General features: G+C 65.7%; 18 protein-coding genes and 1 pseudogene. 9 read left to right on the top strand and 10 right to left on the bottom strand.

Going from position 1 to position 20,186, the window contains the following annotated elements:
* Nucleotides 1–30: 30 nt before the first annotated feature.
* Nucleotides 31–630 carry a histidine phosphatase family protein gene (locus QX124_RS08625; RefSeq protein ID WP_315740889.1) on the bottom strand — a complete coding sequence of 200 codons (600 nt, stop codon included), beginning with the start codon at nucleotides 628–630 and terminating at the stop codon, nucleotides 31–33.
* Nucleotides 631–656: 26 nt separating this feature from the next.
* Nucleotides 657–1,490: an enoyl-ACP reductase FabI gene (fabI, locus tag QX124_RS08620; RefSeq protein ID WP_315740890.1), complete on the bottom strand. Its 834-nt coding sequence runs from the start codon at nucleotides 1,488–1,490 to the stop codon at nucleotides 657–659.
* 205 nt (nucleotides 1,491–1,695) lie between these two features.
* Here fabI and QX124_RS08615 point away from each other — a divergent pair, with 205 nt between their 5' ends.
* Both QX124_RS08615 and QX124_RS08610 read left to right on the top strand, forming a co-directional pair.
* Nucleotides 1,696–2,184 carry a sigma-70 family RNA polymerase sigma factor gene (locus tag QX124_RS08615; protein WP_315740891.1) on the top strand — a complete coding sequence of 163 codons (489 nt, stop codon included), beginning with the start codon at nucleotides 1,696–1,698 and terminating at the stop codon, nucleotides 2,182–2,184.
* Between the two features lie 91 nt (nucleotides 2,185–2,275).
* Nucleotides 2,276–3,049 (top strand): anti-sigma factor, encoded by a 774-nt coding sequence (locus QX124_RS08610; RefSeq protein WP_315772906.1) that lies wholly within the window; start codon nucleotides 2,276–2,278, stop codon nucleotides 3,047–3,049.
* A 369-nt stretch (nucleotides 3,050–3,418) separates the two neighbouring features.
* On the opposite strand, the gene QX124_RS08605 is transcribed toward QX124_RS08610, so the two are convergent.
* Together QX124_RS08605 and QX124_RS08600 are read right to left on the bottom strand one after the other, a co-directional pair.
* A complete protein-coding gene (locus tag QX124_RS08605; RefSeq protein WP_315796897.1) occupies nucleotides 3,419–4,378 on the bottom strand; it encodes a DnaJ C-terminal domain-containing protein in 960 nt (319 codons plus the stop codon).
* A 112-nt stretch (nucleotides 4,379–4,490) separates the two neighbouring features.
* Nucleotides 4,491–4,895 (bottom strand): RT0821/Lpp0805 family surface protein, encoded by a 405-nt coding sequence (locus QX124_RS08600; RefSeq protein WP_315740894.1) that lies wholly within the window; start codon nucleotides 4,893–4,895, stop codon nucleotides 4,491–4,493.
* 125 nt (nucleotides 4,896–5,020) lie between these two features.
* On the opposite strand from QX124_RS08600, the gene pdxH reads away from it, so the two are divergent.
* Together pdxH and QX124_RS08590 are read left to right on the top strand one after the other, a co-directional pair.
* Nucleotides 5,021–5,671, top strand: a complete 651-nt coding sequence (gene pdxH / locus QX124_RS08595; protein WP_315740895.1) for a pyridoxamine 5'-phosphate oxidase — start codon at nucleotides 5,021–5,023, stop codon at nucleotides 5,669–5,671.
* A gap of 138 nt (nucleotides 5,672–5,809) precedes the next feature.
* The gene (locus tag QX124_RS08590; protein WP_315776225.1) at nucleotides 5,810–6,562 is read left to right on the top strand and encodes an SDR family oxidoreductase; all 753 of its coding nucleotides are present in this window, start codon (nucleotides 5,810–5,812) and stop codon (nucleotides 6,560–6,562) included.
* 257 nt (nucleotides 6,563–6,819) lie between these two features.
* Here QX124_RS08590 and QX124_RS08585 read toward each other — a convergent pair whose 3' ends face one another.
* Together QX124_RS08585 and QX124_RS08580 are read right to left on the bottom strand one after the other, a co-directional pair.
* Nucleotides 6,820–7,017 (bottom strand): hypothetical protein, encoded by a 198-nt coding sequence (locus QX124_RS08585; RefSeq protein ID WP_409997671.1) that lies wholly within the window; start codon nucleotides 7,015–7,017, stop codon nucleotides 6,820–6,822.
* 438 nt (nucleotides 7,018–7,455) lie between these two features.
* Nucleotides 7,456–8,433, bottom strand: coding sequence for a magnesium transporter CorA family protein (locus tag QX124_RS08580; RefSeq protein WP_315782504.1), 978 nt, complete (start codon nucleotides 8,431–8,433; stop codon nucleotides 7,456–7,458).
* Between the two features lie 343 nt (nucleotides 8,434–8,776).
* Between QX124_RS08580 and QX124_RS08575 the strand changes: the two genes are divergently transcribed.
* Nucleotides 8,777–9,457 (top strand): L,D-transpeptidase, encoded by a 681-nt coding sequence (locus tag QX124_RS08575; RefSeq protein ID WP_315758048.1) that lies wholly within the window; start codon nucleotides 8,777–8,779, stop codon nucleotides 9,455–9,457.
* Between the two features lie 579 nt (nucleotides 9,458–10,036).
* On the opposite strand, the pseudogene QX124_RS08570 reads toward QX124_RS08575, so the two are convergent.
* Nucleotides 10,037–11,101, bottom strand: a pseudogene (locus tag QX124_RS08570) (extensin family protein); the annotation flags it as partial.
* A 120-nt stretch (nucleotides 11,102–11,221) separates the two neighbouring features.
* On the opposite strand from QX124_RS08570, the gene QX124_RS08565 reads away from it, so the two are divergent.
* From QX124_RS08565 to QX124_RS08555, 3 genes are all read left to right on the top strand, one after another.
* Nucleotides 11,222–12,850: a fatty-acid--CoA ligase gene (locus QX124_RS08565; protein ID WP_315740900.1), complete on the top strand. Its 1,629-nt coding sequence runs from the start codon at nucleotides 11,222–11,224 to the stop codon at nucleotides 12,848–12,850.
* Between the two features lie 131 nt (nucleotides 12,851–12,981).
* The gene (locus tag QX124_RS08560) at nucleotides 12,982–14,199 is read left to right on the top strand and encodes an MFS transporter (RefSeq protein ID WP_315796895.1); all 1,218 of its coding nucleotides are present in this window, start codon (nucleotides 12,982–12,984) and stop codon (nucleotides 14,197–14,199) included.
* Nucleotides 14,200–14,332: 133 nt separating this feature from the next.
* Entirely contained in the window at nucleotides 14,333–15,193 is an 861-nt protein-coding gene (locus QX124_RS08555) for a DUF1499 domain-containing protein (RefSeq protein WP_315758050.1), read from the top strand.
* An 87-nt stretch (nucleotides 15,194–15,280) separates the two neighbouring features.
* Here the strand turns inward: QX124_RS08555 and QX124_RS08550 are convergent, their stop codons facing one another.
* The 3 genes from QX124_RS08550 to ribB all read right to left on the bottom strand — a co-directional run bounded on the left by QX124_RS08550 (nucleotide 15,281) and on the right by ribB (nucleotide 18,769).
* The gene (locus QX124_RS08550) at nucleotides 15,281–16,195 is read right to left on the bottom strand and encodes an MBL fold metallo-hydrolase (protein WP_315774179.1); all 915 of its coding nucleotides are present in this window, start codon (nucleotides 16,193–16,195) and stop codon (nucleotides 15,281–15,283) included.
* Between the two features lie 218 nt (nucleotides 16,196–16,413).
* Nucleotides 16,414–17,628: an acyl-CoA dehydrogenase gene (locus QX124_RS08545; protein ID WP_315715517.1), complete on the bottom strand. Its 1,215-nt coding sequence runs from the start codon at nucleotides 17,626–17,628 to the stop codon at nucleotides 16,414–16,416.
* 64 nt (nucleotides 17,629–17,692) lie between these two features.
* Nucleotides 17,693–18,769, bottom strand: coding sequence for a 3,4-dihydroxy-2-butanone-4-phosphate synthase (gene ribB / locus QX124_RS08540; protein ID WP_315740903.1), 1,077 nt, complete (start codon nucleotides 18,767–18,769; stop codon nucleotides 17,693–17,695).
* Between the two features lie 176 nt (nucleotides 18,770–18,945).
* Between ribB and QX124_RS08535 the strand changes: the two genes are divergently transcribed.
* The gene (locus QX124_RS08535) at nucleotides 18,946–20,184 is read left to right on the top strand and encodes a PLP-dependent aminotransferase family protein (protein ID WP_315740904.1); all 1,239 of its coding nucleotides are present in this window, start codon (nucleotides 18,946–18,948) and stop codon (nucleotides 20,182–20,184) included.
* The last annotated feature ends 2 nt before the right edge of the window (nucleotides 20,185–20,186 follow it).

Below are 20,186 nucleotides of genomic sequence, written 5' to 3'. Positions count from 1 at the left end.
CTGCGAGGCGCCCCGGAATGACGGGGATAACTAACTGTACTTCTCGAACCCGTTCTCGCCGAACACATAGACCGCGCCCTGCTGGATCGGCAGGTCGACGGCGCCGTGCGGCGTCTCGAAGCCCAAGGCGACCATCAGCGCCCGCGCCGTGCCGCCATGGGCGACCGCCACGATATCGCCAGACAGCCCATCGTACCAGTCGCGCACGCGGCGCTCGACGTCGGCATAGGTCTCGCCGCCCTCGGGCGCCAGCGACCATTTGTCGGTCAGACGCTTGGCATAGAAGGCGGGATCTGCCGCCTGCATTTCCGGCAGCGTCGCCCCTTCCCATTTGCCGTAGCCGATCTCGCGCAGCCGGGCATCGAGCGCATAGCCCTCGGCCGGCAGCCTCAGGGTCTCACGCACCAGCTCCATGGTCGCGCGGGCGCGGCTGAGCGGACTCGCGACGTAAGGCAGGCCCGCCGCATCATGGCCGTTGCGCGCAACAATCTCGGCCAGGATGTTGCCGGCCTGGACCGCCTGCACCTGCCCGAGCGCGTTCAGCGGAATGTCCTGCGTGCCTTGCAGCCGGCCGAGCGCATTCCATTCCGTCTCGCCGTGGCGGATGTAGTAGATCGTGGGCCGTGGCATCGCGCGTTGACGTTATTCCTTGAACGCTATTCTTTGGCGCCGACGGAATTGCTGAGCGAGATGTCGGGCGCCTCGGGCCGCTTCATGCCGACGACGTGATAGCCGGAATCGACGTGATGCACCTCGCCGGTGACGCCGCGCGACAGGTCGGACAAGAGATACAGCGCGCTGTCGCCGACCTCGTCGATGGTCACGGTCCGGCGCAGCGGCGCGTTGTACTCGTTCCACTTCAGGATATAGCGGAAGTCGCCAATGCCCGAGGCGGCCAGCGTCTTGATCGGTCCTGCCGAGATCGCGTTGACGCGGATGTTCTTCTCGCCGAGATCGGCGGCGAGATAGCGCACGCTGGCCTCCAGCGCGGCCTTGGCGACGCCCATCACGTTGTAGTGCGGCATCCATTTCTCGGCGCCGTAGTAGGTCAGCGTGATGATCGAGCCGCCGTCCGTCATCAGCTTCTCGGCGCGCTGCGCGATCGCGGTCAGCGAGTAGCAGCTGATCAGCATGCTCTTGGAGAAATTGTCCTGCGTGGTCTCGATGTAGCGCCCGTCGAGCTGGTCCTTGTCGGAGAAGGCGATGGCGTGGACGACGAAATCGATCTTGCCCCACTTCTCCTTGAGCACGTCGAACACCGCGTCGATGGTGGCGGGATCGGTGACGTCGCAATGGCCGAGCACGAGGCCGCCGAGCTCGGCCGCCAGCGGCTCGACCCGCTTCTTCAGCGCGTCGCCCTGGTAGGTCAGCGCGATCTCCGCGCCCGCCGCACGCGCCGCCTTGGCAATGCCCCAGGCGATCGAGCGGTTGTTGGCCACGCCGAGAACGACCCCGCGCTTGCCCTGCATCAAACCTGAAATCTGCGCCATGCGGCTTCCCATCGAACTGAAAATTAACGACTGGACGTACACCACCGGTCTGGCCCGGTACAGCCCCATTCCGCCCGCTCTGTGGCAAACTCCCCGCAGGGCTTGCGGCCCGGAATAGGCGCGTCATCGCGGTGTTATGATCTTTGCAAGGCACAGGCTGCGGCCTGCGCCCTTGTCATCGCAGCGAACAGCCGCAGGGCATTCCATGAACGCGTTCCGCCAGAGCGTCGAGGCCATGATTCCGGCACTGCGCCGTTATGCCCGGGCGCTGGCGCGCGACATGGACGCGGCCGACGAGCTGGTCCAGGACACGCTGGTGCGGGCGCTGCGCTCGGAACGGCTGTTCCTGGGCGGCGACATCAGGAGCTGGCTGTACACGATCCTGACCAATCTGAACAAGAACCGCCGGCGTTCACTGGCGCGGCGGCCCCACTTCATGCCGCTTCGAGACGACAATCCCGACGCCAGCGGCACCGAGGCCGAGGGCCGGGACATCGAGCGCGCACTGGCGACCCTGGTGGAGGAGCAGCGCGCAGCACTTCTCCTCGTCGTGCTCGAAGGCATGAGCTACCGCGAGGTCGCCGACATCCAGGGTGTCCCGATCGGCACCGTGATGTCCCGCCTCGCCCGCGCTCGCGCCCATGTCCGTGCCGTGCTCGAGGGCGAGCGGCCGGCGCTGCGGAGGGTGAAATGACCACTGCACAAAAGCCGCCCTGCCATGTTCGCCTGCTCAAGCCTGCAGCGACCGCGCATCGCCGCAGCCGCTCGATTGCCATGAGATCCCGATGATGACCGACCCGACCATTCCCGTCACCGAAGACGAGCTGCACGCCTATGTCGACAACGAGCTGCCGGCCGAGCGCCGCAGCGACGTCGAGCGCTGGCTGGCCGAGCATCCGGCGGACGCCGAGCGGGTGCAATCCTGGCGCAGCATGGCCGAGGCGCTTCACGCCCGCTACGATTCGATCGTCAACGAGCCGGTGCCGCCGCGGCTCGACCTCGACGGTCTGGACCGCCGGCCGCGGCGCTGGGTCATCGGTGCGATGGCGGCAAGCGTGGCGGCCTTCGCGGTCGGCGGCGCGGTCGGCTGGGTCGCGCGTGGCGCCGCGTCCTCGCCGTCGCCGCTGCAGGCCCTCGCCGGCGAGGCGCTCGATGCGCACCGGCTCTACGTCGTGGAGGTGCGCCATCCGGTCGAGGTCCCCGGCGACGAGAAGGCCCATCTGCAGCAATGGCTGACGCGGCGCTGTGGTCGCACCGTGCAGGCGCCGGAGCTGGAAACCACAGGACTGAAGCTCGTCGGTGGCCGGCTGCTGCCGGGACCGACCGGCCCGGCCTCCTTCCTGATGTACGAGAGCACGTCCGGCGAGCGCTTCACGGTGTATGCGACCAAGGTCGGGATCGAGGCGGCCGAGATGCGCTATACGGCGCAGGGCACCACCGCTGCGCTGTCCTGGGCGGAGCGCGGCGTCAGCTACGTCGTCAGCGGCAGCAGCGACCGGACGCGTCTCACCCAGGTTGCGCGCCTTGTTTATGATCAGTCCGAACGGACGGGCGGCTAGCGGCGAGACGCCGGAGATCGTGGCCCCCACGAGTACCGTCACAATTCCCGATACGATCTGAAGGGCTTGCTCGCAGGCTGCAGGAGATGAGCGAGGGGAAGCGGTGCCTGCGTCCTCCCGCGCAGGGGGACACGCCAAGGTCGGCGCCGCAATTCGGTCACCGGAAATCTGGAATCCGGTCACCGGTACGTCTCAATATAGCGCCAAATGTTCACGAAAAAATGAGGAGTGTTCGATCCGCCGATCGACACGGAAGCGGCCTCGATTGGGGTTTTGTACCGCGCTGGTCCCCCTTTCGAGGCCGCACTTTTTTCTCGGCTTTCCAGCTCGCACTTCAACTTCTAGCCTACATGTCCGCAATATGCAACCTCAGGAGAGGTTGCTGCGCGGATTGTAGGGATGGCGATCGCGCCACTTGGTCATCAGCGCCTCGAGCTCGGCGTCGTTGCCGTCGGGCAGCACGATCCGGGTGGTGACGAACAGATCGCCGGCCGAGCCATCGCTCTTGGGCAAGCCCTTGCCCTTGAGCCGGAAGGTCCGGCCGCTGGACGTGTTCCTCGGGATCGACAGCTCGACCGCGCTGCCGAGCGTCGGCGCCCTCACCTTGGCGCCCAGGACTGCCTCGTAAAGCGTGATCGGCAGATCGAGCCTGAGGTCGCTGCCCTCGACCTTGAAGAACGGATGCGGCGCGATCTGGATGGTGATCAGGAGATCACCCGGCCGGTGTCCGGGCGCGCTCTCGCCCTGCCCCTTCAACCTAATCTGCTGGCCGGCGCTGACGCCGGCGGGGACCTTGACGTTGAGCTCCTTGCCCGACGGCAGCCGCACGCGCTTCTCGCCGCCCTTGACGGACTCCTCGAGCGAGACCGACATCGCAACCTTCAGATCGAGGTCGAGGCCGACACCGCCGGCGTCGAACTCGAACGGGCTGCCCCCGCCGCGCGCGCCGCGCTGGGCGCCGCCGAACATGCTGTTCAGAATGTCCTCGAAACCGCCGCCGCCGAAGCCGCCGCCCGGCCCGCCGCCACTGCGGAAGGTATAGTTCTCGAAGCCGCCCCCTGGACCGCCGCGCCCGGCGCCGCCACCAGGAAAGCCCTGGAAGCGCGGCTTGCCGTCAGCATCGATCTCGCCGCGATCGAACTGCTTGCGCTTCTCCTCGTCGCCCAGGATCTCGTTGGCAGAACTGATCTCGGCAAACCTTGCCGATGCCTTCGGATCATCCTTGTTGCTGTCGGGATGGTGCTTCTTGGCGAGCTTGCGATAGGCGCTCTTGATGGCCGCAGCGCTGGCGCTTCGCGGCACCCCCAAGACCTCATAGGGGTCGCGCATCCGTCACGTCTCCTTACAGAAAGTCAGATACTAACCTATGGGCTCCCCGCCCGCTTTGCATTTCATCTGGGGAGTCCGTTGTATTTTTGCAACGGGTTTCAGACGATCCCAGCTAGCTTTGCTGCCAGGGCTTGAGCGTCTGGATGTCCCATCGCCCCCGCTCGATCCGGCACGCCGACCCCTGCAGCCAGCGCTCGGTCTTGCCGTTGACGTAGCTCGCCAGGAAATCCCGGCAGGTACGGCCGTTGTCCGCGGTGTAGGACTTGGCGATCGGCGTCACCGAGCCGCGGGCGCCGGTCTGCGGATTCTGCCAGGGCTGGCTGGAATCCTTGGTCCCCTTGGTCAGCACGTCCGACGCAGCGTTGCGGGCAAAAGCGAGATCGGCTTCGGTCGGCTCGCGCTCGGGCGGCGGGCTGATCGCGCCGGTGACCTCTGCATCGTCCATCTTGGCAAAGGCCGTTTCAGGGTGCGACAGGCTGCAGCCGCTGCCGGACAAGCCGATTAGAATGAGTGTCAAAGCGGTGCCGGCATGACCGATCGCGGATAGGCCAAGCCGGACCGATGCCCTATATAGGGCCGGACCAGAATGGACTTGCACGCGCCTGGCCGCGGGTGAACGCAAAACTCGGACTCCCCATACACATGACCGACCCCACGAGCATCAAACACCAGACAACCTTAACATCCGGTACATCGGCCGATTTTACCCAGGCCGGCGAGCCGTTTGCGCTGTTTGCGGCGTGGTTTGCCGAAGCCGGCAAGAGCGAGCCCAACGATCCGAATGCGATGGCGCTGGCAACGGTCGACGACAGTGGGTTGCCTGACGTGCGCATGGTGCTGATGAAGGGCTATGACGCGGACGGCTTCGTCTTCTACAGCCACAAGGCCAGCCAGAAGGGCCGCGAGCTCGCCGCCAATCCGAAGGCCGCGCTGCTGTTTCACTGGAAGTCGCTGCGCCGCCAGGTCCGCATCCGCGGCCTCGTGACGCCGGTGACCGACGAAGAGGCCGACGCCTATTTCGCGACCCGGCCGAAGCAGGCGCAGCTCGGCGCCTGGGCCAGCAAGCAGTCGCAGCCGCTGGAAAGCCGCTTCGCGTTCGAGCAGGCGATCGCCAAGGTCGCCGCGCAATACATCATCGGCGACGTGCCGCGCCCGCCAGGATGGAGCGGCTGGCGCATCACGCCCGTCAGCATGGAGTTCTGGCACGACCGGCCATTCCGCCTGCACGACCGCATCGAATTCCGGCGCGAGGCTTCGGGCCAGCCCTGGACCAAAGTGCGGATGTATCCGTAGGGGATCGCCGCGCGCGCTTGCGCCCGGCCTCTAGACGTCCGACGCGCCAACGAATCGCCATCGCGCGCGTGAATCAGGCGCCGAACACACAACCATTGTGGTAAGTTGATCCGTCCGGGATCGTGAAAGACGCAATTCATGCCGACCTCTTCCAACCAGCCACGGCGCACGATGCTGCTGACCGGCGCCAGCCGCGGCATCGGCCATGCCACCGTGATCCGCTTCTCCTCTGCCGGCTGGCGCGTCCTCACCTGCTCACGGCACCCCTTTCCCGAAGAATGCCCGTGGGGCGCCGGCCCCGAGGACCATGTCCAGGTCGACCTGTCCGATCCCGAGGACACCGTGCGCGCGATCGCCGAGATCAAACAGCGGATCGACGGCGGCGAGCTGCACGCGCTGGTCAACAACGCCGCGATCTCGCCGAAGGGCGCCGGCGGCGCCCGGCTCGGCACCGTCGACACCGACCTCGACACCTGGAATCACGTCTTCCGCGTCAACTTCTTTGCGCCGATCATGATGGCGCGCGGCCTGATCAAGGAGCTGAAGGCGGCCAAGGGCTCCGTCGTCAACGTCACCTCGATCGCGGGCTCGCGCGTGCATCCCTTCGCGGGCGCGGCCTACGCGACCTCCAAGGCGGCGCTGGCCGCCCTGACCCGCGAGATGGCGTCGGATTTCGGCCGGGTCGGCGTCCGCGTCAACTCGATCGCCCCCGGCGAGATCGACACCTCGATCCTGTCGCCGGGCACCGAGAAGATCGTCCAGGAGCAGATCCCGATGCAGCGCCTCGGCACCCCCGACGAGGTTGCCAAGATCATCTATGTGCTGTGCTCGGAGACCAGCTCCTACGTGAACGGCGCCGAGATCCACATCAACGGCGGCCAGCACGTCTGAGGCAATCGACGCAGAGACGCTTGCCCGTCTTCGATTTGGTTCATAGCGGCTTGCCACGTTCGGCAAGTTCCGGATGACCGGACGAAGGCGCGATTAACGCCATCTCCGAAGATCGCTACGGAACCTACCGACCACCACAAACAAGACAGCGCTCCCGGAGGGAACGCTGTTCATGGGATGGGATCGGTGCACCGAATTTCCGATCATTGGCAGCGCGGGCGGCATTGCCTGAATACCGCCCGGTCGAGAACGGTCGTTCAGCCTTCGCACACCAAACCGCGCAGAATCTGCGCGGCGCGCCAGCGCAGGCGGTCGGACTCGACGTTGAGAGCGCTGGAGCAATCATCATCGCGCTCGTCGTCCTCGAGTTCGGCGCCGCAGTAGCGGCAGGTCCGCGGCGACAACGCCACGACAATGTCGGCGCGGCTGCGCTGATAGCTGGCAAGATCGATCACGTTGTTCGATGCCATTATGCGTTTCTCAACCATTGCCGCCGCCTCTTGGATAAGGCGCGATGAACGCGCCCTCGAGCTCTGCCTTGCATGCCACGCGCCGAGGCGCTCGTTGTTTGTCATGCTGGTGCAGATTTATCGCAGAGAAGTTTCGATCAAACGTTCAGCGTTCCCGTCAAATTTTACCTGAGGAATTGGGGCGGCTTTGCAGCGGCATTGCAGCCGGCCTAACAAGTATTTCCTATTATGTGTTGCATCTCACCGCTTGTGTCACCTTAAGTGCATAGCGACGGACAGCATGACGATCGATCAATGACATTTCTACGCCGCTGCTAACAACAGGGCGCGAATGAGGCATCGCCTGGAATGACGGCACAATGCCGCAGGCCTCGCGCAGATTCGTCCCTCTCGCGTAGAGCCTGGATTTTCAGGCCCGCGGCACTACAGCCACTTCTTCAATTTGAAGATGTAGTACGGCACGATCGCACAGATCAGCATCAGCACCAGCGCCATCGGATAGCCGTGCACCCATTCGAGCTCCGGCATCATCTTGAAGTTCATGCCGTAGATCGATGCGATCAAGGTCGGCGGCATCAGCACCACCGCCATCACCGAGAACAGCTTGATGATGTTGTTCTGCTCGAGGTTGACGACGCCTAACATCGCATCCAGCACGAAGGTGATCTTGCTCGCGAGGTAGGACGCGTGGTCGGTCAGCGAAGCGACGTCGCGCTGCATGGTCTTGAGCTGCTCGCGCATGTCCTTCGACCACTTCACGCCCTCGACCACCGCAGACAGGAAGGTGACGAGGCGGCCGATCGACACCAGGCTCTCACGTACCTTCGAGGTCAGGTCGCCCTTGCGGCCGATCGCGATCAGGATCTGCGAATATTGCTTGGCATGGCCGTGACGCTCATTGTTAGGCTCGAAGATCTCGTGGCTGACCTGATCGATATCAGCCCCGACCTTCTCGAGAATGTCGGCGCAGCGGTCGATCACGGCATCGAGCAACTCCATCAGCACCATCTCGCCGGTGATCCCGGGCGCACAGTTGCGGGCGAGCTTGGCCTCCACCACGGCGAACGGGCGCGGCTGGTCGTAGCGCACCGTCACGAGACGGTGGCCAGCCAGGATGAAGGTGACGGCCGTGGTCCTGGGCATATCGGAATCCGAGTGACACATCAGCGTGGCCGTCATGTAACGGGCCCCGTTCTCGATGTAGAGACGGCTGGAGATCTCGATCTCCTGCATGTCCTCGCGGGTCGGCACCGCAATCCCGGCCAGCTTTTCGACGGCCCGATCCTCGGCGTTGCTCGGGTTGACCAGGTCGACCCACACCGCATTCTCGGGCAGAGCCGCGGGATCGGTGACCGCCATCTTCTTCAGCGCGGCTTCCGACGGGACGAACACCGAGAACATGGACAAACTCCGAATCGCGAAACGTGAATTTCGGGGACTTAGCGGTGGGATGCTGCTGCCTTGTGACGCAGCCTGCGGGCCCGGTCCATGGGCTTTTCTCGCCAATGCCCCGCAGCCTCTCGCGCAACGCCCAGCGGAGCATGACCGTGCCATTCGGAGCACAGCTGTGGATGACTGCCCGCAACTTTGCGGCAAAAAAGCAACAATCGCGGCGCTGCAGCGTGACCTATGCGTGTAGCGGCTGGAATTGAGAACGATTTTGACGATAATGGGACATGTGGAATCGCGCTGCAGTGGCGCGGCCGTGTCATTGCAACGTCAGCTGTCGATTGGAATTGGTGACATGTCGCTGAAGGTGAAACTCGGACTCCTGGCCGCCGGCCTGATGCTGTCGGGCTGCATGCAGGCCACGACGTACGAGGCGACCAACACCCAGGCCTTCAAGCCGAAGGACAAGGAGCTTCTCGCGAAGATCCGCTACACCAACACGCCGGTGGCCGAGCCCTATCGGCGCGCGATCGTCGACTATCACCGCAAGGAAGCCCCGGGCTCCATCGTGGTCGATTCCGACAGCCACTACCTCTATTACGTGCTCGATGGCGGCAAGGCGATTCGCTACGGCATCACCGTCGGCGAAGAGGCCATGGCGTGGTCGGGCATCGCCAAGGTCGGGGCCATGACCGAATGGCCGGCCTGGCATCCGACCAAGAGCGAGATCGAGCGCCTGGGCGTCCCGACCTACGTTGCGGCCGGTCCGGACAATCCGATGGGCTCGCGCGCGATGTATCTCTATGCCAACGGCAAGGACACGCTGTTCCGCATCCACGGCACCAACCAGCCGGAATATATCGGTGCCTCGATCTCCTCAGGCTGCATCCGCCTGACGAACGAGGATGCGATCGATCTCTATAACCGGGTGAAGGTCGGCACCATCGTCGTGGTGCTGGATCCGAAGAAGGGTGATTCGCCCTACAAGCCGCAGATGGCGCTGCAGGGCGGCGGCACCTACGCCGCGATGCAGTAAGCATCGCCTGCGGCGGACGAAATTCAAAAGCCGAGAAACGCGTTTAGCATCCTTCTTTGAGAGCGCCGGGCAACCGGCGCTCTTTTGTTTTGGGCGCTAGAGCGCGATGCCTCTTGGTTGAATCGACTTAACCGCAGGCTCGCTTCACCTCTCCCGCTTGCGGGGGAGGTCGGCGCGAAGCGCCGGGTGGGGGCTCTCTCCGCTCAGGCAGCCTCAATCGCGGCAACACCCCCACCCCAGCCCTCCCCCGCAAGCGGGAGAGGGAGCGCACCTTCGTTCGCAGCTAGCAACCAGACCTCATCTCATCACGCGCTAGAACAATCCACGGAACGGATCCCAGCTTCGGCGACTGTGATGGCGCTTCCGCGACGCCGGCTTCGAGGGCAAGGCTCGCTCCCCATTCTGGCTCGTCTGCGCGCGCTGGTCGCGCCCGGCTGCATCGCGGGTTTTGTCCGACACTGCGGATGGACCGCCTGCCGGCGGCTTGGCGGTCGAGGATCGCGCCTCTGGCGCAGCGGCTTCGACCTTTTGCTGCTCGGGCGCCGGCTTTGACGCCGTGCGCCGATTGCGGGCCGAATCAGCTGGTTTTTGCGCGGGAGAGCGCTCTTCCACGGCGGACCGTTCGGTCCCCTCGTCAGCTGACGGAGCGGTGCCGTCCGCTGCGGTAGACGTTCCGGCCTCCATCTCCGCCGAGACGCCGCGACTGGTGCCGTTGCGCTCGGCCGGGGTGCTCGCGGTCTTCCTGGAGCGTTCAGTGCCGGCCTGTTCGGTCTCGCGCGGCGGCGCATCGTCAGGCCGGGCGGCCGGCATCAAGGGCGCGACCTTCGGCAGCGGGTCGAGCACGTCCCATTGGCAGATCCGGTAATTGTTCCGCCGCTCCATCAGGTCGAGATGGATGTGATCCTCGTGGTACCAGTCGGAGTCGGGGCCGAGCACGGTGGAGAAATGGGTGCACACCGCGTGCAGCACCGCCTCGCGCAAATCGCGCGGCTGGGTGCGGTCGGTGAGATCGATCAAGCGGCCGTCGGCCAGCCTGAAGCCGTGGACGTCCAGCGCATTGGCACGGCCGTGCTCCGATAGCTGCGCGCCGCTGACATTGTTGCGGCCGCGGCACTGATATGAATCGAAATTGTCGAGCGCGGTGACCGCGCTGCCGAGCCGTTCGGCCAGCGGCGCCACATCGTCGCGCACCCAATTGACGACCGCAGTCGCCATCGGACAACGCATGGTCGCCGCGGGCGTCAGCGCCACCCTGCGCTTGTCAGGCAGCACCACCGCCTCCAGCCGCACCAGATCCTCGCCGCCGCAGCCGCCAGGACCCTTGATCGGCGGAATCGACGGCGCGATCGCGACCTCTTCGGTCAGGGCCAGCCTGCAAGCCGAAGGCGGCGGCGGGGCTTTGGCATCCACCTTTGGACCGGTGCTGGCCTCGTCGCGCAGAGCGGCATCCTCGCCCTTGGCCGCCTCCCGCGCCGGCGCGTCGGCCGGCCGCGGCTGCGGCAGCGGCACCTTGGCAACGCCATCGGCCAGCTTCGCAGCGGGCTCAGAGGCCGCGGGCGGGCTGCGGTGCGCTGATTTCGCGGCCGCCGCCGGCGCCGCCATGAGCCAGCTCAATGCGATCGCCACCGCCACAGCGCTAACCATCACGCCCGGCGCGACGTCGTGGCCATCACAAGTCCATTTGCGTCGGATGCGGCACGCGCTAAAATTGACCAAAGAGACCAAAAGACCCTCGCTGCAAGCGAATACCGGAGGAACGACCTGATGCTTGGTTTGATGCAAGACTGGCCCCTGCTTTGTCACCGGATCATCGAGCATGCGGCGACAATCCACGGCTCCCAGGAGGTCGTGACCCGCTCGGTCGAAGGCCCCATCGTTCGCACCACCTATCGGCAAATCCACGACCGCGCTCTCAAGGTCTCGCAGAAGCTGACGCGCGACGGCATCAAGCTGGGCGACCGCGTCGCCACCATCGCTTGGAATACCGGCCGCCATCTCGAGGTCTGGTACGGCATCATGGGAATCGGCGCGATCTGTCACACGGTCAATCCGCGCCTGTTTCCCGAGCAGATCGGCTGGATCATCAACCATGCCCAGGACCGCATCGTCATCACCGATCTGACGTTCGTGCCGATCCTCGAGAAGCTCGCCGACAAGCTGCCGAGCGTCGAGCGCTACATCGTGCTGACCGACGCCGCACACATGCCGCAGACGACGCTCAAGAACGCCGTCGCCTACGAATCGTGGATCGGCGAGGCCGACGGCGATTTCGCCTGGGGGACCTTCGACGAGAACACCGCAGCCGCGATGTGCTACACGTCCGGCACCACGGGCGATCCGAAAGGTGTGCTGTATTCGCATCGGTCCAACGTGCTGCATGCGTTGATGGCCAATAGCCGGGATTCACTCGGTACGTCCGCAGCAGACACAATGCTTCCGGTGGTTCCGCTGTTCCATGCCAACAGCTGGGGCATTGCCTTCTCCGCTCCCTCGATGGGCACCAAGCTGGTCATGCCCGGCCCCAAGCTCGACGGCGCGTCCGTCTACGAGCTGCTCGACACCGAGAAGGTGACCTACACCGCCGGCGTGCCGACGGTGTGGCTGATGCTGCTGCAGCACATGCAGGCGCATAACCTCAAACTGCCGCATCTGAAGATGGTGGTGTGCGGCGGCTCGGCGATGCCGCGCTCGATGATCCAGGCCTTCCTCGACATGGGCATCGGCGTGCGTCACGCCTGGGGCATGACCGAGATGAGCCCGATCGGCACGCTCGCCACCCTGAAGCCGCCGTTCCTCGGTGCCGACGGCGACGCCAAGCTCGACGTGCTGCAGACGCAGGGCTTCCCCCCGTTCGGGGTCGAGATGAAGATCACCGACGATGCCGGCACCGAGCTGCCGTGGGACGGCAAGACCTTCGGCCGGCTCAAGGTGTCCGGACCCGCGGTGTCGAAGGCCTACTACAAGGTCGACAGCAACATCCTCGACGAGGAAGGCTTCTTCGACACCGGCGACGTCGCCACCGTCGATGAACATGGCTACATGCGCATCACCGACCGCTCCAAGGACGTCATCAAGTCCGGCGGCGAATGGATCTCCTCGATCGACCTGGAGAATCTCGCGGTCGGCCATCCCGCCGTCGCCGAGGCTGCCGTCATCGGCGTCTATCATCCGAAATGGGATGAGCGCCCGCTGCTGATCGTGCAGTTGAAGCCCGGCCAGACGACGACGCGCGAGGACATCCTGAAATACATGGAAGGCAAGATCGCCAAATGGTGGATGCCCGATGACGTCGCCTTCGTCGACGGCATTCCGCACACGGCAACCGGCAAGATCCTGAAGACCGCGCTGCGCGACCAGTTCAAGAGCTATCGCTTCCCCAACGCCGCGGCCTGAGCAGGCCACGTCCAACGGCGCATCATTACGAGCGGCCTCTCCATCACCGGGGAGGCCGTTCTGCATTGCCGCCGGCATACAGCGTTGACGTGGCGCAAGGCTCGACGAGATCCAATCGCTACAATGTCGCGATGAACACGACAGGACCACGGACCGCGCGCACGACATGGCGCGACGTGCCGTCGACGGTGCTGACGCTCGGGCTGGTGTCGCTCCTGATGGACATCTCCTCGGAGCTGATCCACGCGCTGCTGCCGATCTTCCTCGCGACCGTGGTCGGCGCTTCTACGGTGACCATCGGCCTGATCGAAGGCGTGGCCGAGGCCACCGCGGCGGTGACGAAGGTGTTCTCCGGCGCTCTGTCGGACCGGATCGGCAAGCGCAAGCTTCTGGTCGGGATCGGCTATGGGCTGGCGGCACTGACCAAGCCGGTGTTTCCGCTCGCCAGCACGTCGTGGCAGATCCTCGCCGCGCGCTTCGTCGACCGCATCGGCAAGGGCATCCGCGAGGCGCCGCGCGACGCGCTGATCGCCGACGTGACGCCGGAAGGCATCCGCGGCGCGAGCTACGGCCTGCGCCAGGCGCTCGACACGGTCGGCGCCTTTGCCGGTCCCCTCCTCGCCGTGGCACTGATGGCGCTCTACGCCAACGACTTCCGCGCGGTGTTCTGGTGGTCGGCACTGCCGGCCGCGCTTGCCGTGCTGCTGATCCTGTTCGGCCTGCGCGAACCGGTGGAGACCGCGCCTGTGCCGCGCCGCGATTGGCCGATCCATGCGCGCGAGCTGCGCCGGCTACCACGCGCCTATTGGATCGTGGTCGCCATCGGCGCGGTATTCGCGCTGGCCCGCTTCAGCGAGGCGTTCCTGGTGCTCAAGGCGCAGGCCGACGGCCTTCCCCTATTCCTGATCCCGCTGGTCTACGTGCTGATGAACCTGGTCTATGCCGGCGTGGCCATGCCGGCCGGAATCCTTTCCGACCATATCGGCCGCAGCAACGTGCTGACCTGTGGCCTCGTCGTGCTGACAGCCGCCGACCTGACGCTGGCATTCCTGCCCGGCCTGATCGGCACCGCGATCGGCGTCGCGCTTTGGGGCCTCTATCTTGGACTGTCGCAGGGGCTGCTCTCGGCGATGGTCGCCGATACCGCCCTACCGGACTTGCGCGGCACCGCCTTCGGCCTTTTCAACCTCGTCACCGGCGGTGCGCTGCTCGTCGCAAGCCTGCTGGCGGGCTGGCTGTGGCACGCCTATGGGCCGCAGGCGACGTTCACGACCGGCGCAGCATTCTCCATCGCGACCGTCCTGTTGATGCTGACGGCCTTGCGTATCCGCCCCAGCGAAAGCACCTGAGACGGTGTCCGGATCATCCGCCCTCTCCGGACCAGACGCCTCTTGAATTTACCCCATCCGCGTGGTCTCACACGGATGACCCGGCCGCCCGGCGCAATGCAGGCAGCGGCCCAACCCGGCAGTTCCTGACACGATGGCACGCAGGTTTCACGCCCCCTATCTGTCGGAGCCGATCTCCAGCCTCGCGACCTGGACCCGCAATCTGGCGGTGTTCTCGGTCGTCGCCGTGCTGGTCTCGATCCTGATCCTGCGCTTCGATTTTCTGGAGATGAAGCCGGCGCTGGCGACGTTCTTCGGCGCGCTGGGGCTTGCCGCGCTGTCGATCCTGCTCGGACTTGCCGCCTTCGTCGCGATCTGGCGCAACGGCAGCCGCGGCATGAGCCGGATCCTGCTCGCCTTCATGATCGACGCCGTGGTGCTGGCCTATCCGGCCTACCTCGCGCTCCAGTACCGCAAGCTGCCGAAGATCTACGACATCACCACCGACCCGATCGATCCGCCGCGCTTCGAGGCTTTGGCGCCGCTCCGCAACGGCGACGGCACCAACACGGCCGTCTATGCCGGGCTGTACTCGGCCGAGCAGCAGCAGAAATTCTATCCGGACATCGAGCCGGTGCAGATCGAGCTGCCGCCCGATCGCGCCTACGCGATCGCCCTGAAGCTGGTCAACCGGCGCAAATGGTTCGTGGTCGACGAGCGCGCGCCGCAGCCGCCGCGCCGCGTCGGCCGCATCGAGGCGGTCGCACGCACACCGATCATGGGCTTCCGCGAGGACATCTCGATCCGCATCCAGCCCGACGGCGAGGATTCCCGCGTCGACGTCCGCTCCGCCTCGCGCTATTTCGAGTCCGATATCGGCAGCAACGCCGCGCGCGTGACCAAGCTGATCGAGGACCTGTCCAACGCCGGCGAGGCCGAGGCGCAGAAGCCGGTGAAGAAGGTCACGCCGCCGCCGGTGGCGGCGAAGGGGAATGCGAAGACGGTGAAGAAGTGAGCGGGGCGAATGGCGAATAGGGAGTAGCGAATAGGGAATGAAGTCTTCCCGGCTCGCACTCTTCCCCTACTCGCTATTCCCTATTCTCTACACCAGCCGATACGTCCCGCCGATCACCGGATCGCCCTCCGTTGCGACGATGCCGCGGGCGACGAGGTCTTCCAGATGGGCGAGAACGGAGTAGCCCGCCGCCGTGGTGAGCCGCGGGTCGATGCCGATGTAGATCGCGCGCACCATCGTCGGGATGTCAGCCTCGCCCTTGGCGAGACGATGCAGGATCGAGGCTTCGCGCGCCTGGCGATGGCGCATCAGGAAGCGCGTGTAGCGTGGTCCCTCCAGAATTTCCGGGCCGTGGCCTGAGAAATACAGCTCCTCAGGTCGCGCGGCGAGCCGCTCCAGCGAGGCCATGTAGTCGACCATCGCGCCGTCGGGCGGCGCCACGATCGAGGTCGCCCAACCCATCACGTGATCGCCGACGAAAGTGGTGCCGCGCTCGCCCCAGGCGAAGGCGAGATGGTTGGCGGTATGGCCGGGCGTCGCCACGGCTTCGAGCTGCCAGCCCTGCCCTTCGATCACGTCGCCGTCAGCAACGGTGACATCCGGCGCAAAGTCGCGGTCGACGCCGGATTCCGGATTGTGCTTCTCGCTCTCGTAGCGCGGCCGCGAGGCGCGATGCGGGCCCTCCGCATAGACTGTGGCGCCGGTCGCGGCCTTCAGCCGGCCGGTGTTCGGCGAGTGATCGCGATGGGTGTGCGTCACCAGAATGTGCGTTACCGTCTCGCCTCTGATGGCATCGAGCAGCGCCTGCGCATGGGCCTCGTTGTCCGGGCCGGGATCGATGATCGCGACGTTGCCGGTGCCCACGATGTAGCTGACCGTGCCGGTGAAGGTGAACGGACTCGGATTGTTGCAGAGGACGCGGCGAATGCCGGGGCGCACCTCTTCGACGACGCCCGCGGGAAGCGGGAAATGACGGTTGAACGGGACGTCTTCCTCGGCCATCGCTTGCCTCATCTTTCGACGGGCACTTGATGACCCGTTTCTCGGACGTCATGCCCCGCGCAGGCGGGGCATTCGGTACGCCGCGACATCTCGACTGATCCTGTTGTTTCCGAGTACCGGATCGTCCGCTGGAGCCTGTCCTCAAGCTCGCCAAAGGCGAGACCCGGGGCGGACGATGACAGTTGGGGACTCCTGCCGAGCCCCCGGAACGACGAAGACTAGAAGAACGCCTGGATGCCGGTAATGGCGCGGCCCAGGATCAGCGCATGAACGTCATGCGTGCCCTCGTAGGTGTTGACCGTCTCGAGGTTGGCGGCATGGCGCATCACCTGATACTCGATCGAGATGCCGTTGCCGCCGTGCATGTCGCGCGCGACGCGGGCGATGTCGAGCGCCTTGCCGCAATTGTTGCGCTTGACGATCGAGATCATCTCCGGGGCCATCTTGCCCTCGTCCATCAGGCGGCCGACGCGCAAGCTCGCCTGCAGGCCAAGCGCGATCTCCGTCTCCATGTCGGCGAGCTTCTTCTGCACCAGCTGGGTGGCGGCGAGCGGCTTGCCGAACTGCTTGCGGTCCAGCGTGTACTGGCGGGCGCGGTGCATGCAGTCCTCGGCGGCGCCGAGCACGCCCCAGGAGATGCCGTAGCGGGCGCGGTTGAGGCAGCCGAACGGCCCCTTCAGGCCGGACACGTTGGGCAGCAGCGCGCTCTCCGGCACCACCACGCCGTCCATCACCACCTCGCCGGTGATCGAGGCGCGCAAGGAGAGCTTGCCGCCGATCTTCGGCGCCGACAGGCCCTTCATGCCCTTTTCGAGGATGAAGCCGCGGATCTGGTTGTCATGCGCGGCCGACTTGGCCCACACCACGAACACGTCGGCGATCGGCGCGTTCGAGATCCACATCTTGCTGCCGGTCAGGCGGTAGCCGTCGGCGACCTTCTCGGCGCGCGTCTTCATGCCGGCCGGATCGGAGCCGGCATCCGGCTCGGTGAGGCCGAAGCAGCCGACCCATTCGCCGCTGGCGAGCTTCGGCAGATACTTCTTGCGCTGGCTCTCGTCGCCATAGGCGTAGATCGGATACATCACCAGCGAGGACTGCACCGAGTTCATCGAGCGGTAGCCGGAATCGACCCGCTCGATCTCGCGCGCCACGAGGCCATAGGCGACGTAGCTCGCATTGGCGCAGCCATATTCCTCCGGCAAGGTGATGCCGATCAGGCCGAGCTCGCCCATCTCGTTGAATATCTCGCGGTCGGTTTTCTCTTCGAGATAGGCCTTGGTCACGCGCGGCAGCAGCTTGTCCTGGGCGTAGGCGCGCGCGGTGTCACGCACCATGCGCTCGTCCTCGGTCAGCTGATCGTCCAGCAGGAAGGGATCGTCCCACTGGAAGCTCGACTGGGCCGGCTTGTCCTTTGCCTGAGGGCGCGCGCTCATGAATGGTCCTTTCGCGTCTCGCTGCGCACGGGTCGCAGCAGTCTAGAGGTTAAATCCTGGAAGTTCAGCCTTCAAGCCGCTCGTTGGCGACGATCTCGATGCCGAAACCCGACAGGCCCTTGTAGTCATGCGCCGACGACGTCAGGTTCCGGATCGAGGTCACGCCGAGATCACGCAGGATCTGCGCACCGACGCCGACCTCGCGCCACTGACGATGGCGATCGGCCTCCGCGGTGTGCGGCTCTTCGACCGGCTCGACGGGAACGCCGGCCGCCCCGTCGCGCAGATAGATCAGCACGCCGCGACCGGCCTGCTTGAAGTGCTGCAGCACCGCCTGGATACGCTGCGGACCTGCGATCAGATCCTTCACGATGTTGGGCTTGTGCAGCCGCGTCAGCACGTTCTTGCCGTCGCCGATGCCGTTATAGACGAACGCGGCGTGGGTGATCGGATCGAACGGCGAGCGGTAGGCGAAGCCCTGCAGCGGCCCGATCGGGCTGTCGGTCGTGAAGGTCGACACCCGTTCGATCAGCTTCTCGCGCGCCTGCCGGTACGAGATCAGATCGGCGATGGTGACATGCTTGAGATTGTGGGCCGCGGCGAAACGAACGACCTGCTCGCCTTTCATCACCGTGCCGTCGTCGTTCATCAACTCGGAGATGACGCCGACCGGCGGGAGCCCCGCGAGCTTGCAGAGATCGACCGCCGCCTCGGTGTGGCCGGAGCGCAGCAGCACGCCGCCGTCACGCGCGATCAATGGGAAGATGTGGCCGGGGCGCGCGAAATCAGCGGCGCCGGCATTCGGGTTGGCGAGCGCACGACAGCAGGAAGCGCGCTCTTCGGCCGAGATGCCGGTGCCACCGTCCGGCTTGTAGTCGATCGAGACGGTGAAGGCCGTGGTGTGGTTGGAATCATTGTGCGCGACCATCGGGTCGAGCCGCAGCCGCCGCGCGTCGTCGGCCGTGATCGGCGCGCAGACGATGCCCGAGGTATGGCGAATGATGAACGCCATCTTGTCGGGCGTGCAGAGCGAGGCGGCGACGATGAGATCGCCCTCGCCCTCGCGGTCGTCGTCATCGGTCACGACGACCATCTCACCCTTGGCGAAGGCGTACAGAACTTCCTGGATCGAGTCGGCCATTGCAAGTCTCGCTGCTTTTCCGGGCTGCTTTAGCCGGGATCGCAGGCGCGCGCCAGAGCGGTGGAACCGCCGTTCGAAGGTCGCCTTCCCCCGGGAAAAGGACCTACCCTGCGAGGACAAGCGCCCCGGTATCTGTTTAAAGTCGCCTCAAATCGAGAACAAGGGAGCCGCGCCTCATGGCCGCATTCGATTTTGCACCCCTCCTCAGCCCCGGCCTGCCCGCACCGGCCGCGCGCTGGACGGGACTCGCAAAATACAGCTTCGTCGGTGGCAACAACGACGCCGATGCCGTGCCCGTGGAGGGCTTGCGCGCGGCCGCCGACGCCGTGCTCGCCCGCGAGGGACGCGCGCTGGCTACCTACGGCCTCGCGCATGGGCCTCAAGGTTACCGGCCGCTACGGGAATTCCTTGCCGCCAAGCTGACGCGGGACGCCGGCATGTCGGCGCGCGCCGACGACATCATGATCCTCTCGGGCTCGCTGCAGGGCCTCGACCTCGTCAACCAGGCGCTGCTCACGCGCGGCGACACCGTGCTGGTCGAGCAGGACAATTACCAGGGCACGCTGACGCGCCTGGCGCGACTGGGCGTCAAGGTCATCGGCATCCCGCTCGACCAGGACGGCATGCGAACGGATGCGCTGGCGACGGTGCTGGCCGATCTAAGGGATCGCGGCATCCGGCCGAAATACATCTATACCATTCCGACGGTGCAGAACCCGACCGGCACCATCATGCCGGAAAGCCGCCGGGCCGAGCTGCTATGGCTGTCGCGCGCCTATGGTGTGCCGGTGTTCGAGGACGACTGCTACGCCGACCTGATCTGGGATGGCAAACGGCCCCGCGCGATCCACGGCATGTCCGACCATGGCGGGGTGATCCATCTCGGGTCGTTCTCGAAGTCGGTCGCGCCCGCGTTGCGGGTCGGCTTCCTGGTCGCCCCCTGGGAGATCATGTCGGTGCTGCTGTCCCTCAAGACCGATGCCGGCTCGGGCGCGCTGGAACAGATGGTGCTTGCGGAATATTGCAGGCCGCATTTCGCGACCCACGTGCCGCAGCTGGTGCGGGGCCTGCGCGCCAAGCTGGACACCCTGATCGAGGCGCTCAACGCCGAGTTCGGCATCGCCGCCGAGTTCGAGGCGCCGAAGGGCGGAATCTTCCTCTGGCTCAAGCTGCCGGACCAGGTTGACGCGATGAAGCTGTCACAGGCCGCGCTCAAGCGCGGCGTGTCGATCAATCCGGGACCGGAATGGTCCACCGACGCCGCGCATGCGCGGAGCCGCCTGCGGCTGTGCTTCGCCAGCCCCTCGCATCAGGACATCCGCGAGGGCATCGCGGTGCTCGCCGACGTCTGCCGGGAGGAGTTCGGCGTGCCACTGCGCTCGTCCAATGTGGAGCGGACGCGCGCGATCGAGTGATC

The organism is Bradyrhizobium sp. SZCCHNRI3043, from assembly GCF_032377735.1.
Taxonomy (GTDB): Bacteria; Pseudomonadota; Alphaproteobacteria; order Rhizobiales; family Xanthobacteraceae; genus Bradyrhizobium.
The sequence above is the reverse complement of the archived record's forward strand: the minus strand, read 5'-3'. Positions and strand labels throughout refer to the sequence as shown.

Excerpts from the sequence above, each read along its gene's own strand:
- QX124_RS08625 (WP_315740889.1), bottom strand. The coding sequence starts at position 630 with ATGCCACGGCCCACGATCTACTACATCCGCCACGGCGAGACGGAATGG.
- fabI (WP_315740890.1), bottom strand. The coding sequence starts at position 1,490 with ATGGCGCAGATTTCAGGTTTGATGCAGGGCAAGCGCGGGGTCGTTCTC.
- QX124_RS08615 (WP_315740891.1), top strand. The coding sequence starts at position 1,696 with ATGAACGCGTTCCGCCAGAGCGTCGAGGCCATGATTCCGGCACTGCGC.
- QX124_RS08610 (WP_315772906.1), top strand. The coding sequence starts at position 2,276 with ATGATGACCGACCCGACCATTCCCGTCACCGAAGACGAGCTGCACGCC.
- QX124_RS08605 (WP_315796897.1), bottom strand. The coding sequence starts at position 4,378 with ATGCGCGACCCCTATGAGGTCTTGGGGGTGCCGCGAAGCGCCAGCGCT.
- pdxH (WP_315740895.1), top strand. The coding sequence starts at position 5,021 with ATGACCGACCCCACGAGCATCAAACACCAGACAACCTTAACATCCGGT.
- QX124_RS08590 (WP_315776225.1), top strand. The coding sequence starts at position 5,810 with ATGCCGACCTCTTCCAACCAGCCACGGCGCACGATGCTGCTGACCGGC.
- QX124_RS08580 (WP_315782504.1), bottom strand. The coding sequence starts at position 8,433 with ATGTTCTCGGTGTTCGTCCCGTCGGAAGCCGCGCTGAAGAAGATGGCG.
- QX124_RS08575 (WP_315758048.1), top strand. The coding sequence starts at position 8,777 with ATGTCGCTGAAGGTGAAACTCGGACTCCTGGCCGCCGGCCTGATGCTG.
- QX124_RS08565 (WP_315740900.1), top strand. The coding sequence starts at position 11,222 with ATGCTTGGTTTGATGCAAGACTGGCCCCTGCTTTGTCACCGGATCATC.
- QX124_RS08560 (WP_315796895.1), top strand. The coding sequence starts at position 12,982 with ATGAACACGACAGGACCACGGACCGCGCGCACGACATGGCGCGACGTG.
- QX124_RS08555 (WP_315758050.1), top strand. The coding sequence starts at position 14,333 with ATGGCACGCAGGTTTCACGCCCCCTATCTGTCGGAGCCGATCTCCAGC.
- QX124_RS08550 (WP_315774179.1), bottom strand. The coding sequence starts at position 16,195 with ATGGCCGAGGAAGACGTCCCGTTCAACCGTCATTTCCCGCTTCCCGCG.
- QX124_RS08545 (WP_315715517.1), bottom strand. The coding sequence starts at position 17,628 with ATGAGCGCGCGCCCTCAGGCAAAGGACAAGCCGGCCCAGTCGAGCTTC.
- ribB (WP_315740903.1), bottom strand. The coding sequence starts at position 18,769 with ATGGCCGACTCGATCCAGGAAGTTCTGTACGCCTTCGCCAAGGGTGAG.
- QX124_RS08535 (WP_315740904.1), top strand. The coding sequence starts at position 18,946 with ATGGCCGCATTCGATTTTGCACCCCTCCTCAGCCCCGGCCTGCCCGCA.